The organism is Streptomyces sp. NPDC057136, assembly GCF_042670885.1.
Lineage (GTDB): Bacteria > Actinomycetota > Actinomycetes > Streptomycetales > Streptomycetaceae > Streptomyces.
This window is the reverse complement of record NZ_JBHUUV010000032.1, coordinates 50,337-64,151: the sequence shown is the minus strand read 5'-3', so window position 1 is coordinate 64,151 and position 13,815 is coordinate 50,337. Positions and strand designations below refer to the sequence as shown.

Genomic DNA, 13,815 nt, shown 5'->3' with positions numbered 1-13,815 from the left:
GCAAGCGACTCCCGGACATGAGAGGCAGCCCGTGACTGCTATGGCGACGACCCACCCGGTTCAGCCCCCCATGAGTGCGCGCAGACGCTGGACGGTGCTGGCCGTCTGCTGCCTGAGCATGTTCCTGGTGGGTCTGGACACCACCATCGTCAACGTGGGTCTGCCCGCGATCGGGCAGGGCCTGGGCATCGGGACGCGCGGCCTGCAATGGACCGTGGACGCGTACACCCTCGTCCTGGCGAGTCTCCTGATCTCCTCCGGCGCACTGGCGGACCGGTTCGGACGCCGACGGGTGTTCCAGCTCGGCCTGCTCGTATTCGGTGCAGCCTCGCTGCTCTGCGCGGTCGCCCCGTCGGCGGGCGCGCTCATCGCGGCCCGTGCCGTCCAGGGAATCGGCGCCTCGATGCTCAGCCCCGTGGCTCTCGCGATCGTGGTGAACGCGATGCCCGACCCGAAGGAGCGGGCACAGGCGATCGGCATCTGGGCGTCGGTATTCGGGCTGAGCATGGCCGCCGGACCTGCCACGGGCGGCTTTCTCATCGAGGCGCTGGGCTGGCGGTCCATGTTCTGGATCAACGCGCCGGTCGTCGTGGCCGCCCTCGTGCTCATTGCCGTGTTCGTACCGGAGTCCCGCGCACAGCGTGCGCAGCGGCTGGACCTCCCGGGTCAGGCCTTGCTGACCGTGACCATCGGGCTCTCGGTCGGCACCCTCATCGAAGGCCCGCGCATCGGCTGGACGTCACCGGCAGCACTGGCCATGTACGCGTTCACCGCCATGGCGACGGCTGCCTTTATACGGATCGAGTCCCGCCGGCACGAACCGCTGATGGACCCGCACCTCTTCCGGAGCCCGGCCTTCACCAGCGCGGTCCTGGCCGCCGTGGCGGTCTTCGTGGCCCTGAACGTAACGCTGCTGCTGAACACCCTCTACCTGCAACTCGCCCGTGGGTGGACGCCGTTGGCTGCCGGATTGGCAACGTTGCCCATGGCTCTCGGAGCAACCGCGTGCGCACCCCTGTCCGGCCGCCTGGTCGGCCGCATCGGACCACGACTGCCACTCGCCCTGGCCGGCGGCTTCATCACGGCCGGCGGACTCTGCCTGATACGACTCGACCAGGACACGAGCGTGCTCCTGCTCCTGCTGGCCTACTTGCTCATCGGCATCGGTTTCGGCTTCGCGAACGCCCCGATCACCAACACCGCGATCACCGGACTGCCTCCTACCCGAGCCGGCGTGGCCGGCGGAATCACCTCCACCGCCCGCCAGTTCGGCGCGGCACTGGGCATCGCCATCGCCGGCGCCCTGATCACGGCAACCACCCCAACAGAACTCGCCCACGCATCCCGCCCGGGCTGGGCTCTGGTAGCCGCCTGCGGAGCACTGCTCTTCCTCTTCGCCCACGCATCACGACCCAAAAGGACCACCACCCACTCCACGCCCGCGCTCATCGAGCCCGAGCGAGAAGGAACCGCCCCTGGGCCGACGCGTCATTCCGTCCGGGGTTGGGTGCGGCGGGCGTAGGCGCGGGCGGCGCGGGCGCGATCCCCACAGCGGGTGGAGCACCAGTGGCGGCGGCCGTGGCGCAGCAGGTAGCGGTTACAGGGGGGCGAGCCGCAGGCAGTGAGGCGTTCTGCGTCGGGCCCGGTGAGGAGGTCGGCGGCGTCGGACCCGAGGGCTGCCAAGGCGTGGTCGAGGATCGCAGTGGTGGGGTGGGGGGTCACGCGGTGCGGGCCGCTCTTCTCATCCCACTGCAGGAGCGGCGCTGTGGAAACACGGGTCATCGCGTCGTTGACGGCGGCGACAGCAGCGGGAAGGGCGGGAAGCCCTGCTGCACGGGAAGCGAGCAGTGACCTGATCTGTTCGCGCATCGAGCGCAGCTGCGACGCGCACATTTCCTGCATGCCGGCGTCGACCGGGGCGAGGCCGCGTTGCGTCAGCCAGCGGTTCGCCTGCTCAGGCGTTCCCAGGAGGTCCACCGTGTGCCCGCCGGGCAGTGCGGGGGCGCTGTTGGCGAGGGCAAGGGAGGGGTGCTCCTCCTCGCCCTGCGCGGGCGGCACTGCGGGTTCTTCCCTCACGGACTCCTTCATATTCCTCATGGTACGGCTTGCGCACATCCGTGAGAAATGACTACAGTCATCTCACGGTTCATTGGCAATCTATCCGTGAGGTGCTTCCGCCGTGTCTTCTCTCCCCGTAACGACCGACCAGTTCCCGGTCCGCGTTTTCGGCGGCCCGACCGCCCTCTTCGAGTACGGCGGCCTGCGCATCCTGACCGACCCGACGTTCGACGGCCCCGGCGACTACCCCTCGGCCGGTCCGACCCTGACCAAGACCGAGCCGTCCATAGCCGGCCCGGCCGACCTCGGCCCCATCGACGTCGTCCTGCTCTCGCACGACCAGCACGCCGACAACCTCGACCACTCCGGCCGTGCCCTGCTCGCCGACATCCTGCTCACCCTCACCACCACCGGCGCCGCTCAGCGCCTCGGGGACAAGGCCAAGGGGCTGGCCAACTGGGAGTCCGTCGAGCTGGACCGCCCCGACGGAGGCACGGTCACCGTCACCGGCGTACCCGCGATCCACGGCCCCGGCAAGCGCGAGGAGGTCGAGCCGATCTCCGGCCAGGTCGTCGGCTTCGTCCTGACCGGGGACGGCCTGCCCACCGTCTACGTCAGCGGCGACAACGCCTCACTCGACGCAGTCAAGGAAATCGCCGAGCGCTTCCCCACGATCGACACCGCCCTCCTCTTCGCCGGGGCCCCCCGCTTCCCCGTGCTTTACGACGGCGGGCTGCTCGTCCTGGACAGCACCCAGGCCGCCCACGCCGCCCAACTCCTCGATGCCCGCCGCGTGGTACCCGTCCACTACGACAGCTGGGCCCACTTCACCGAGGGCCACGAAAAGCTGGCAGCCGCCTTCACCGCCGCAGGCCTGGCAGACCGCCTGGACTGGGGCCAACACGCCTGAACTGGTCGCCGGAGACCCGCACTCACGCCGCTGAAACTCCCGTCCGCCACTTCCGCCGATCGGTCGCGCCTCAGAGCGTTGCTCTCCCAAATTCTCCTAAAACGACAGCGGAACGCCCCGGACCGATCACGGTCCGGGGCGTTCCGTCTGGTCACACCGGGTGGGCGCGGACGGTTTCGAACCGCCGACATCGGCTTTGTAAGTCGATTCTGCCGACGGGCGTTCGCCCTGCTACAGGCTCCGAGTATCCGTGGTTGACCGCTCGATCTGGCACGGATCTGGCACGAGAGCGCGCCGAGGCGAGAGCATCAGTCGTGTCGCGAAACTGGTACGCGGATACCGGGACCAAGGTCGGCAGAAGCTGCCAACAACTGGGCTGCGGCTCGTAGATCGTGTTCCCATGCCGGTAGATCGTCCGGTCCGATCCATTCGCTGTACTCCGCTGCGATGGAGAGGAACTGCGTCTCCTCCTGAGTGTGAGCCGCGACCATAATCGAGAGCCGGTCGGCCACTTCCTTGGGACTCAGCCCGCCTTGCACGAGACCGAACGCGAGGCTCACGAGGAGACGTCGGCCGGCCGTCTCCTCGTCAGGAAGAGGCACGCCGAGTTCACCCAGGGCCTGGACGTACAGCTCGCGGACCTCAGTCGCATCGCTCCGGCGCGGCAGGCCAGCCAGCTCACGCAGGGCAGGAGAGTCGTGGCCACCAACGAGCGCGTGCGCAGCGAGCATCGGAAGATCCTCGGAGCGGAGTACCTCTGCCACGTACTGCCAAGCACTGTCCTGCAACCGGTCCATGACGGCCATCGTGGAGGGCGCGAGGCGTTCTGGCCAGCAGATTGCTGTTCTGGTTTCGGATGCCCCCAGTCTGGGGCTTCTCTGCACACGGCTCCGGAGGCCCTTTTTACAGACTGCCTGCGCCGCCTCGCCGGTACACGAATAGGCCGTGGACCGGCGGTATGGCTGCCGCGCATGCAGACGCCCGAAGTTCTACGGGCGGGAGCCGCAAGGGCTACTTCCACTCGTAGACCTTGGCCGTGAGCTTTCCCTGCTCGTCGGTATCGAACTCGAACACGCCTGCGGTCCCTGAGAGCCGGGCGAACTTGGCGGCGGCGGTGTCGTAGTAGATGGCGCCGCGCCAGTTCACTCCGCCGGTGTCGGTGACGTGCCCGATGCCCTGACCGTGCCAGGTGATCGTCTCTCCGTCCTGGGTCATGATGATCCCTTGGCCATCGCCGAAGAGCGTGCCGTCGGGTCGCACGAACGACTCGTACGTCCCCATGTCCTTGGCCACTGTGTCCAGAAGCGTGCCCGCTGCCTGGAAGGAGACCTCCATCGCGGGGTGGCCGTCGTCGGTGGGCAGGATCCGCATTCCGGTGGTTTCTCCCTGTTCCTCGCCGAGCAGATCGCCGAGCATGATCGGACTCCTCTCGAAACCTTCTCAAGTCTGATTGGTCTCTCGTTCCGGACTACGCCGGATGGTGGGCGTCGTCAAGTCGACGCCGACTGGAGTAGTCGGTAGCGGCGAGCCGCCCGCACAAACGACCTTGAAGATGGAACGTGGGTGGCATGGAGTCGAACAAAGCAAAGAGCCAGCCTGGGAGGAAACCCCTCCTGGGTTCGAACCGCCGACATCTGCTGCGGTCGGGGCTCCCTACTGCGTTCCGGTCCGGCTACGCCGGCTGCTGGGCGGCCTGCTCGCGGACAAGGTCGGCGCTACGGACAAGTGACTGTCGCGCCGGTGCGCTGGTTGAATGCCTGCATGTCACCCCTATGGACCAGCGTCGTTGCTGCAGTTGGCGTGCTCGCAGGCTCTGGCCTAACTGGCATGTTGGGGCTGCTGAAGGGGCGGCATGAGGCGAAGGACAAGGAGCGCGACCGGCTGGAGGGTCGGCGGGCGAAGCGCATTGAGACCAGGCACGCTGCTTACACCGTCTTCATGGCGCAAAGTCGCACGGCGCTGGTGAAGCTGACCGCTGCGCTTACTGTCCCAGTATCAGCTCCCGAGGATGAGTGGCACGACGCCATCACCGACGCCCGGAATGCGGCAGAGGAGATGTACGACGGCTACGTAGATCTGGCTCTGGCCGGTCCCGAGTCCTTTGCGAAGGAAGCCGAACGTCTCTGGCAGCGGGCGATTCGTGCAGCGGATCAAGTTGAGACGCTCTGGTCGCGCAGGGACCCGGAAGAGAGCGGAGCCACTGTCACCAGCCTGTTCGTAGATGAAGACCCCGATCGCCTCTTCGAGCTCGTGGAGCAGCAAAAGAAGGTCATCGGACTTGCCCGAGTCCAACTGGGTGGCGACGTCATCGACACGTGACGGACCCCGGCGTGCGGCCGGGGTTCCATGAGTTCGAGGCCTACCCGTGTGCGCGGACGAGCAGGGTGCCGACCTTCCTCGGCCCGGGCGGGGGAGGCAGGACGCGGGCGGTGGCCGCGGTGAAGCCATGCTCGGTGAGGATCTCGACCCAGTGGTCCGGCTCGTAATCCCAGCGCTTCACCACGAGCGGGTCCTCGTCCTCGGACCGATTGATGTACGACGCCTGGCAGCCGTAGCAGCCCTCGACCGGCGGCCGGTGGGAGAAAGCCAGCACCCCGCCCGGCCGCAGACGCCGGCGGATCGCGGGCAGGAGAACGGCCGGATCGCTGAACCACACGGCTCCGAACACGGAGAACACAGCATCGAAGTGCTCGCCGCTCTCCTCCAGAAACCGTGTCGCCTCGGTGCGGTGCAGGATCATCCCGGTGTCGGACCAGCGAGCTTCGGCTGCCTTCACCTGGGCGAGGGAGATGTCCACACCGACAACACGGGCGCCGAGGGCGGCGATGTGGGCGAGGTTGCCGCCCTTCCCGCAACCCAGCTCCAGGACGGATGCGTCGGGGCTGACGCCGAGCACCTCGGCTCCAGGCCCGTGGTCGGGGTACTGGGTCCAGTTGAACCAGGTCGTCTCGCCTGCCGCATTGGTGGGGCGGCGCTCCGGCTTCTGCTTCGAGTAGGTGTCCCACGCCTGGGTCTGCGTCACTGCTGCTCCGATCCTGCGGGCCAGCCGCCCGGCCACGGACCGGGCGGCTGGCTGTGCGGTGAACTACTTGGACTTGCCCTTCGGGCTGTCGGTGCAGCCCGAGTGGCACTGGGAACAATCACCCATCTTGGCGGCCTCCGGCCACAGATCGTGGTCGATCCGGAAACCCACGGCGCTCATAGCGTCGAACGTGCGCTGGCGCGCTGCCTCGTGTCCGCCCTCGGCGCTCCCGCCATCCGGGGTGGGGACGTGGTGAATGAAGCGTCCGGCGACTCGCTCGCAGAAGATCGCGTAGTCGACGGTGTGGAGAATCCAGGTGTGCCAGCCGACGTCGACCGCCTTGCTCGGAACCAGCTCGGCACCGGGCAGAGCTGCACTTGCGGCGAGGAACGCGGCGGTCTGCCCGATGATTCGGCGGGCGGTCGGCAGGTTGGTATCGGGGTGGTCCTTGGCGATGCGGGCGGCGAGCCGCTCCATCACCTCGGGGTCGACGAGGGTAGCCGGATCGGCGGTGCCCACGGGGTGCGCTAACGCGATGGTCATGCTTCCTCCTTGGTGGGGTGGTGCCCTCGGTCGAGGGCGGGCCCGTTCCGACCGGGTCCGCTGGACGGACGCACCAGCCGGGCGGGTGTCATTGGGTGTGGCAGCGGCACGCGCAACGCAGGTGCTCAGTTACAACCCCAGCCGCTTCGATCTGCTGATTACCGGGGCAGAGCTTGTGTCCCTCGATCCACGAGCCGACCGTTCCGGTCCGGCACTCCGGAGACTTGTACGCGCTGCGCTGTGGGGCGGGCGCCGTCATGACGACTGGGTCTTGCACTGGTCGCACTGGCAGGCCGGGTATGCCGCCCGCTGGTCCACGGTCTTTGCCGGGACGACTTCGGCCTCCGGGCGCACGACGCGCACGGAGCCCTCTCGGTTCACCTCGTACACCTTGATCGTCATCACGAGTTGGCCCCCGGCCTACGTCGATTGAGGGGCATCCAGCCAGTTCGCTGTACGGCCCGCTGTCACACCCCGATGATGTGTGTGCACGTCGAGTAGGTAATAGGTCGTCGAATGGCCACGCGTGGCCACGTAGCGGCCATGGCCGGGAGCGCGGACGATGACACCTCAGACTGGGCACATGAGCCGCAACGACGCTCTGCGGGCCGCACGGCTCCGCGCCGGATGGCGGACCATCGAGGCCGCGGCCAACGCCATCACCGAGCACGGGCAGCAGCTCCTGGACGACCGCCAGTTCGCAGTGTCCGCGCGGACCTGGCGCCGGTGGGAAGGCGACCGCCCGGGCTGGCCGGCAGAAGAGACAGCGATCGTCATTCACGACGCGCTCGGCCGGTGGCCGGAGGACCTCGGCTTCTCGACCCCGCCGGGCTGGATCCGGCCCGAGCACCATGAAGAGGCAGATGTGAGACGACGCGCCTTCGTGGGCGTCACCGCCGCCGCGCTCGTCGCCGGCCCGGTGGCGCCGCAGCACGTCGACCCAGCCCTGATCGGTTACTTCCAGCAGCAGTTGGAGGGCCACTACCGGGCTGACATGTTCCTCGGCCCGCACGACTTGATCGGCACGGTGTCCGCGCAGTACCAGCTGATCGACAAGCTGGTCCGCTCCGCGAGGGACGAGACCCGCCGCGGTCTCCTGCGTGTTGGTGCCGCGTATGCCGCCCTCGTCGGCTGGCTGTACCAGGACGCCGGAGACATGGACGGGGCCAGCTTCTGGCGGGGGGTGACGCAGGAGATCGCGATGCGGTCCCGCGACCCGCACCTCATCGGGTACTCCCTGGTGAATCAGGCGCAGGTCCGCACGGACTTGGGTGACGGGCACGCGGTCGTCGACCTGTGCGAGGCCGCCCTCGATGATGCCGACCGGCTCGTCCCCAAGGTGCGGATCATGGCGATGCAGCAGCAGGCCCACGGCGCCAGCCTCACGGACGATCGCCGATCGGTCGATCAGCTCCTGGACCAGGCCGGCCGCCTTCTTCCCCAGGTCGACGACGACCTGCCATGGGGTAATGCCTGCCGCCGGACGCCTGGGTACCTGGAGGTGCAGCGCGCCACCTGCTATGGGCGGCTCGGCCTTGGCGTGGAAGCCGGAGCCCTGTGGTCCCAAGTTCTCACGATCGTGCCGGAGACCGCGCGCCGGGACCGTGGGGTGTACATGGCCCGGCAGGCGACGGCCGCGGCAGCAGCTCGGGAGCCGGACCAGGCGGTGGAGATCGCCCGCACCGTCGCGACGATCGCAGTCGAGACCAGGTCCGCCCGCATGGCTCGGGAACTGACCACCCTGGAGCGGGCGATGCGTCCGTGGCAGGATGCCCCGGTCGGCCGGGATCTCGCGGAGATCCTGGAGCTTGTGACCGAAGGGAGCTGAGCATGGCCAAGGAACCGGTACCGCTGACGGACAGTGCGATCGAGGGGCGGCTCCTGGAGCTCCGCGGATGGTCGCGAGTGGGCGACGAGATCACCCGAACGTTCGGCATCCGGTATCACGGCGGCGTCGCCATGATCGTGCACGTCGCCGACGTCGAACGGCTCATCGGGCACCACGCCGACATCGACCTGCGGTGGGATCTGGTGCGGTTCGGAATCACGACGCACGACGCGGGACACAAGCTGACCGACGCCGACTTCGACCTGGCGAAGCGCATCGACCAGATCGCGGCAGCGCATGGGGCAACGCCCAACACCTGAACCCGGACGCACGAAAGCGCCCCCCGTCCCGGCCGCAGCCGGAACAGGGGGCGTCGTGGTTCACGGGTACTGGCGTCGGGCCGGGTCCAGCGCAAGCGGCCCGGGCGACGGGTCAGGGTCGGGCTGCGCGGGCGCACCGTCGCGGCGGCACATCAGCCCATCCGGATCATCCGGCGGCGGCTGCAGGCTGTACCCGTCCGGGCAGGCCGGACCGGCCGGACCACGCTCGCCAGCCGCGCCGTCGGCGCCGTCCTTCCCTGCGGGGCCCGGCGGACCAGCAGCGCCAGCCTCGCCCTGCGGCCCGGCCAGGCCGACAACGGACTGGCCATCCACGCCGGGGGCGCCGCTCGGGCCGGTAGTCCCGACGCCTTCCGTACCCGGTCGCCCGGTCGAGCCCACCGGGCCGACAGAGCCAACCGCCCCCGGCTGCCCCGGTACTCCGGGCGGGCCGGTGGGGCCCGCCATTCCTTCCCCGGGTTCCCACGGCTGCCTGGCGGCCCCGCGACTGGCTGGCCACCGAGCCGCTCGACCTGCTGGGCCAGCTGGTCCCGGGCGAGGTTCGCATCACGTAGGTCGGCCGCCAGGTCCTGCACAGTGAGGATTGCTGCTCCGGCCAGCAGCGCACCGGCCAGGGTCAGGATGTTGCCGAGCCACGGGCGGGCCCTTTCCGCATGTCGCCGCATTACGCGCCCGCCCCCTTCACCGTCATTGCCAGGTACGGGAGTAGCGCGACCACGACTGTGATCACGACGCCGATCATCCACCGCCTGGTCGCCACCAGTCGGTCGGCGTCCTGCTCCCGTTTGGTCTCCAGCGTGGCGACGCGAGAGTCGATCTGCGTCTTCTCGATGGTGTAGACGTCCTGAGAGACGAAGGAGTCGAGGCGCCCGTTCAGGTTTCCCAGGTCCTCGCGCACGTCGTCGCGCAGGGCCTGGATGAGCCGCCCGAGCTCGCCGTTCGACGGCTCATCAGCCATAGGTTGTGCTCCAGTTCAGATCAGACGCCGCGCGCGAGAGAGGCCGAGTTCGTGACGTCCCGCCACCGGGCGACGAGCCCCTTCACCAGGGCGAGGACGGCGCCGACCCCACCAGCCCCGGCGGCGTACCACATGCTGCCGTCGAGCGGCTGCGTGACGACGACTCCGGCGATGCCCGCCTGGAGGAACGTGGACAGCACCCGCTCCAGCAGGTCCCGCCCGTAGGTCTTCGCGGTCTTGATGACGGTCTGCGTCGAGGGCAGGGGAAAATCGGTCATGACGATTCCTTCTCCAGCGCGGTGACGCGCTTCTCCAGAGCGGTGATCCGCTCATCGGCTGTGGGGGGCTTCGGGGCCGGGGGCTTGGTCGGCGGCTTCGGCGCCGTCGGCGACCAGCTGGCCGCGTGCTTCAGGCGCTCCGCGACATCGGCCCGAATGCCGGGCATCCCGCCGCTGATCCCCTTGGGGTCGACTTTCCCGGGCTGCCACTCCGCATGGCCGATGACCGACGTGTCCCCGTCCTTGCCCCAGCCGTGCGCCCGGACCAGGGCGGCCGACGCGCGGACGATCGCCTCACGCTGCACGGCCGGCCACGGGTCGACGCCGTCGCCGAGGTTCTCGCACTCGAACCCGTAGAAGCGGGCGTTGCCGTCGGTGTTCGCCTCGTTGTCCGCGGGCAGCGCCTTCTCAGCGATCGTCGCGGACAGCACGTCGTCGTCTCGCGCTCGGCCGACGCGGACGGCCATGCGCACGGTGTCTTCGTCGGGGGCGGAGAGATTCCGCAGATCTGGGCACTGCGGGTGAAGGCGTGGCGCAGCCTGGACCTTGGGCCGCGACGCCCAGCACGTCGAAGCACCCGCCATCACCATGGGCCTCGCTATCCAGCCCGAAGTCCTGGACGCCCTGGGACGCGTCAAAGGCGCCGACGGACGCGGCCTGCTCGCCCGGTTCCTCTACGCCAAGCCCCTCTCACTCGTCGGGAGCCGCAACCTCACCCCCGCTCTGCTCGCAGAGGAAGCCGCCGCCACCTACGCCCAGCGCTTGGGCGGCCTCACGATGGCCTTGGCGGACTGGACCGACCCCGCCGTCCTCACCCTCACCGCCGAGGCGGACGCGGTGCTCCTGGCCTACCAGAAGGTCACTGAGTCCCGTATCGGGAAGGGCCGCAGCCTCCACCCGATCATCAAGTGGGCCTCCAAGCGAGATGGGGCCGTGGCCCGCATCGCCGGACTCCTCCACCTCGCCACCCACGCCGACAACGGATGGATGGTCCCCATCAAAGCGGCCACCATGGCCGCCGCCACCGAGATCGGCGACTACTTCACCGCCCACGCACTCGAAGTCTTCGACGCCATGGGCGCCGACCCTGCCCAGGGAGCCGCCCACCAACTCCTCACCCACCTCAAGGAACAGCGCCTCTCCGCCTTCACCAAACGCGAACTATTCCGGGGCCTGGCCCGCAGCGACTTCCCCGCAATGACGGACCTCGACCCCGCCCTTGTCCTCCTCGAAGAACACGGATGGGTCCGACAGCACCCCCAGCCGTCCCGCACCGGACGGGGCCGGCCGCCGTCGCCTCGCTTCGACACCCACCCCAGCGTCACCCCGCCGCTCACCAGCGGCTGACAGAAACCCCTGGACCGCTGACAGAACTGACAGAAATCAGCGAAACATCCCCTGACCTGCACAGACGATCGCTTCTGGCCCTGTGACAGAAATAAAAAGAAGTCCGACAGAAATCAAGCCCGTGCCACGCCGGTCCGGTGGGGTCGCGTGACAGAAAGCCTCCCCAGCTATTTCTGTCAGATTTTCCGCGATTTCTGTCACAGGGCCCCCAGCGGGCAAACCAGCAGGTCAGACGCAGTGCAGGTGATTTCTGTCAGTTCTGTCACGGGAAACCGCCCCACCGCCCCACCCGGACAGCCGAGGAGCCCCCTGGTGACCACCCCTCTGCCCACCACCCACAGAGCGCTCACCGTCCCCCAAGTCATGGAAGCGCTCGAACTCAGCCGATTCACGGTCTACAACCTCATCCGCTCGCGGGAGCTCCCGAGCATCACCATCGGCCGCGCCCGCCGCATCCCCGCCGAATCTCTCCGCACCTTCATGGAAACCAAGCTGGAGGAAGCCGCCTGATGGCACCGAAGAAGAGGAACCCGAACGGCGCCGGCAGCATCTGGCGGCGCAAGGACGGTCGGTATGAGGCCCGCGTGTACGTCCCCCAGCCCAACGGCACGCGCAAGCGTAAGACCGTCTACGGCAGCACCTGGGACGAATGCGACATCAAGCGGCAGGAATTGGTCCTGCGCGACCGGCAAGGCGTCCCCACGCCCACTCGTTCCGCCAAGCTCTCCGAATGGCTGCCCTACTGGCTGGAGGAGTTCGTCAGGGACGACCGCAAGAAGACGACGTACGCCAAGTACGAGACGCACGTACGCCGCTACCTGATCCCGCAGATCGGCTCCAAGCGCCTGGAAACCCTTGGTGCCGCCGACGTGCGCCGCATGCTCACAGCCGTAACGACACAGGCATCGGCTGCGACAGCCAAGGAGTCGCACCGCGTTCTCCGCAGCGCTCTTACGGCCGCATGCCGCGAGGAGCTGATCAGCAGAAACGTGGTCATGCTCGTTCCGGCCCCCCGGGTTCAGTCGCGGGAGCTGAAGCCGTGGGACCTAGAGGAGACGGCGACTTTCCTGGAGGCCGCGAGGAAGAATCCGCTGTACGCAGCGTTCGTGCTGGCCGTTGCTCTGGGTCTGCGGCGGGGAGAGGTTCTTGGACTCCGCTGGTCGGACATTGATCTGGAACGCCGGACGCTCACCGTACAGAACCAGATTCAGCGGGTGCAGAAGGAGCTGTACGCGGACTCCACGAAGAACCGCCGCACGCGCGCCATCCCCGTACCGCTCATGTGCGTGGCGCCGCTGCGCTGGCAGCGGCTCCGCCAGGGTGAGCAGCGCCTCGCCGCAGGGCACGCCTGCAATGACAGCGACTACGTGTTCACGACCAGGACCGGGCGAACTATCGAGCCGAGGAACCTCAGCCGGTCGTTTGAGCGCATCACGGAGGACGCTGGACTGCGCCGCATCCGGCTGCACGACGCCCGGCACGGATGCGCCACGCTCCTGTTCGCCGCCGGTGTGCCGGCACGGGTCGTAATGGAAATCCTCGGGCATTCACAGATCGCCGTGACCATGAACATCTACACCCACGTCTCCGATGCCAGTCGGCGGGAGGCTATGGGACACATGGACAGACTCCTCAAGCGCCGTCAGGCATAGAGAGCTGCAAATTCCCGTGTTGCTCGCAGATTGGAATCTGCGGGCAACACGGGGTGCGGGCACGCGGATCATTTCCCCCATACGTCATTGGCCGCCGTAACCGCTGCCGCGAGCGCCGCGATGACGGCCACTGGGATCCCAATAGCAGCAATCCTCTCCCCTGCGGACAGTCGTGACCACCAGGAACCCGAAGCTACGTTTTCTTCTACCTTCAACTGCGCGCGCGAGGCCCTGCGCTTCATGAGCTGGTACGAGGGAATCAGCGCCCCGACCGTGTACAAGGCGATCAATGCCAAGTCGAACGCCCCACGACCGCTACTTGCCTCCCGCACCCTCTTCATGCACTCTGCCGCACTGTCGTCGTCCACTCCGCGCACGAGGAAGAAGGTACCCGCGCCGAGAAAGAAGGCTAGAAAAATATAGGCAACGATGTTTTCGTATCTTGGGGAGCTGAATACCGCACCACGGGAGACCAGAAAATTTTCGATTCGGGCGATCTGGCCAAATGCCCAGGTCGTATCAGACCCCGACACGTTTACTTCGGTGCGATCCTTGTCGATTATTATCTTCACCCCCCGCTCTTGCGAGGCGGTATCGGCTTCTAGCGATAGATTGTTCCAGTCTTGGTTCAGTTCCGGCGCACCACTGCGAACCGTTTCGACGAGATCCGGGAGGTTAGTTTTCCAAAATCGCGTATTGGCGGCCACGGTGGAAATTCGAACCTCGGGCAGAGGTATCCCTTCGCACGCCATCGAGAACATGCGCTCAAGGTCATCCCTGCCCAACCGACACTGGTAGAAGACCTTGCGAAGATCCGTCTGCTGCCCCGAGGGCCCGGGAGTCGTCATGGGCCAAATGATGCCCTGGCCTCGGGCTCAAAA

At 67.8% G+C, this 13,815-nt stretch carries 18 protein-coding genes and 1 pseudogene; 8 read left to right on the top strand and 11 right to left on the bottom strand.

Annotation, left to right across the window (positions count from 1 at the left end; genetic code table 11):
- Nucleotides 1–70: 70 nt before the first annotated feature.
- On the top strand, nt 71–1,522 hold the full coding sequence (locus tag ACFT7S_RS29815) for an MFS transporter (protein ID WP_382737174.1): 1,452 nt from the start codon (nt 71–73) through the stop codon (nt 1,520–1,522).
- Here ACFT7S_RS29815 and ACFT7S_RS29810 read toward each other — a convergent pair.
- Complete coding sequence (locus ACFT7S_RS29810; RefSeq protein ID WP_382737172.1) at nt 1,489–2,088, bottom strand: CGNR zinc finger domain-containing protein; 600 nt, start codon at nt 2,086–2,088, stop codon at nt 1,489–1,491. The genes ACFT7S_RS29815 and ACFT7S_RS29810 overlap by 34 nt on opposite strands.
- Before the next feature lie 91 nt (nt 2,089–2,179).
- On the opposite strand from ACFT7S_RS29810, the gene ACFT7S_RS29805 reads away from it, so the two are divergent.
- Nucleotides 2,180–2,968 (top strand): MBL fold metallo-hydrolase, encoded by a 789-nt coding sequence (locus ACFT7S_RS29805; protein WP_382737170.1) that lies wholly within the window; start codon nt 2,180–2,182, stop codon nt 2,966–2,968.
- A gap of 308 nt (nt 2,969–3,276) precedes the next feature.
- On the opposite strand, the gene ACFT7S_RS29800 is transcribed toward ACFT7S_RS29805, so the two are convergent.
- Nucleotides 3,277–3,765, bottom strand: coding sequence for a hypothetical protein (locus ACFT7S_RS29800; protein ID WP_382737168.1), 489 nt, complete (start codon nt 3,763–3,765; stop codon nt 3,277–3,279).
- 214 nt (nt 3,766–3,979) lie between these two features.
- Nucleotides 3,980–4,384 carry a hypothetical protein gene (locus ACFT7S_RS29795; protein WP_382737166.1) on the bottom strand — a complete coding sequence of 135 codons (405 nt, stop codon included), beginning with the start codon at nt 4,382–4,384 and terminating at the stop codon, nt 3,980–3,982.
- Nucleotides 4,385–4,795: 411 nt separating this feature from the next.
- Here ACFT7S_RS29795 and ACFT7S_RS29790 point away from each other — a divergent pair, with 411 nt between their 5' ends.
- A complete protein-coding gene (locus ACFT7S_RS29790) occupies nt 4,796–5,287 on the top strand; it encodes a hypothetical protein (RefSeq protein WP_382737164.1) in 492 nt (163 codons plus the stop codon).
- Between the two features lie 40 nt (nt 5,288–5,327).
- Here the strand turns inward: ACFT7S_RS29790 and ACFT7S_RS29785 are convergent, their stop codons facing one another.
- The 3 genes from ACFT7S_RS29785 to ACFT7S_RS29775 form a co-directional block, all read right to left on the bottom strand.
- Nucleotides 5,328–5,990, bottom strand: a complete 663-nt coding sequence (locus ACFT7S_RS29785; protein WP_382737163.1) for a class I SAM-dependent methyltransferase — start codon at nt 5,988–5,990, stop codon at nt 5,328–5,330.
- Between the two features lie 63 nt (nt 5,991–6,053).
- A complete protein-coding gene (locus tag ACFT7S_RS29780) occupies nt 6,054–6,533 on the bottom strand; it encodes a glycine-rich domain-containing protein (protein ID WP_382737161.1) in 480 nt (159 codons plus the stop codon).
- Between the two features lie 255 nt (nt 6,534–6,788).
- Complete coding sequence (locus ACFT7S_RS29775; RefSeq protein WP_382737160.1) at nt 6,789–6,935, bottom strand: hypothetical protein; 147 nt, start codon at nt 6,933–6,935, stop codon at nt 6,789–6,791.
- Nucleotides 6,936–7,116: 181 nt separating this feature from the next.
- Between ACFT7S_RS29775 and ACFT7S_RS29770 the strand changes: the two genes are divergently transcribed.
- Nucleotides 7,117–8,361: a Twin-arginine translocation pathway signal gene (locus ACFT7S_RS29770; protein ID WP_382737158.1), complete on the top strand. Its 1,245-nt coding sequence runs from the start codon at nt 7,117–7,119 to the stop codon at nt 8,359–8,361.
- Between the two features lie 2 nt (nt 8,362–8,363).
- Nucleotides 8,364–8,681 carry a 4a-hydroxytetrahydrobiopterin dehydratase gene (locus ACFT7S_RS29765; protein WP_382737156.1) on the top strand — a complete coding sequence of 106 codons (318 nt, stop codon included), beginning with the start codon at nt 8,364–8,366 and terminating at the stop codon, nt 8,679–8,681.
- A 152-nt stretch (nt 8,682–8,833) separates the two neighbouring features.
- On the opposite strand, the gene ACFT7S_RS29760 is transcribed toward ACFT7S_RS29765, so the two are convergent.
- The 4 genes and pseudogenes from ACFT7S_RS29760 to ACFT7S_RS29745 all read right to left on the bottom strand — a co-directional run.
- Nucleotides 8,834–9,364 (bottom strand): hypothetical protein, encoded by a 531-nt coding sequence (locus ACFT7S_RS29760; RefSeq protein ID WP_382737154.1) that lies wholly within the window; start codon nt 9,362–9,364, stop codon nt 8,834–8,836.
- A complete protein-coding gene (locus ACFT7S_RS29755) occupies nt 9,364–9,657 on the bottom strand; it encodes a hypothetical protein (RefSeq protein ID WP_382737152.1) in 294 nt (97 codons plus the stop codon). Before ACFT7S_RS29755 ends, ACFT7S_RS29760 begins: the two co-directional genes overlap by 1 nt.
- Before the next feature lie 20 nt (nt 9,658–9,677).
- A complete protein-coding gene (locus tag ACFT7S_RS29750) occupies nt 9,678–9,935 on the bottom strand; it encodes a hypothetical protein (protein ID WP_382737150.1) in 258 nt (85 codons plus the stop codon).
- A pseudogene (locus tag ACFT7S_RS29745) lies at nt 9,932–10,375 on the bottom strand (N-acetylmuramoyl-L-alanine amidase); the annotation flags it as partial. The pseudogene ACFT7S_RS29745 and the gene ACFT7S_RS29750, both read right to left, overlap by 4 nt.
- Before the next feature lie 106 nt (nt 10,376–10,481).
- On the opposite strand from ACFT7S_RS29745, the gene ACFT7S_RS29740 reads away from it, so the two are divergent.
- The 3 genes from ACFT7S_RS29740 (at nt 10,482) to ACFT7S_RS29730 (ending at nt 12,934) form a co-directional block, all read left to right on the top strand.
- Nucleotides 10,482–11,282: a DUF3987 domain-containing protein gene (locus tag ACFT7S_RS29740; RefSeq protein WP_382737149.1), complete on the top strand. Its 801-nt coding sequence runs from the start codon at nt 10,482–10,484 to the stop codon at nt 11,280–11,282.
- Nucleotides 11,283–11,594: 312 nt separating this feature from the next.
- Nucleotides 11,595–11,792, top strand: a complete 198-nt coding sequence (locus ACFT7S_RS29735; protein WP_382737147.1) for a helix-turn-helix domain-containing protein — start codon at nt 11,595–11,597, stop codon at nt 11,790–11,792.
- Nucleotides 11,792–12,934, top strand: a complete 1,143-nt coding sequence (locus ACFT7S_RS29730) for a tyrosine-type recombinase/integrase (RefSeq protein ID WP_382737145.1) — start codon at nt 11,792–11,794, stop codon at nt 12,932–12,934. The genes ACFT7S_RS29735 and ACFT7S_RS29730 overlap by 1 nt, the downstream gene beginning before the upstream one ends.
- 68 nt (nt 12,935–13,002) lie before the next feature.
- On the opposite strand, the gene ACFT7S_RS29725 is transcribed toward ACFT7S_RS29730, so the two are convergent.
- Nucleotides 13,003–13,782 carry a hypothetical protein gene (locus ACFT7S_RS29725; RefSeq protein WP_382737143.1) on the bottom strand — a complete coding sequence of 260 codons (780 nt, stop codon included), beginning with the start codon at nt 13,780–13,782 and terminating at the stop codon, nt 13,003–13,005.
- Nucleotides 13,783–13,815 lie beyond the last annotated feature (33 nt).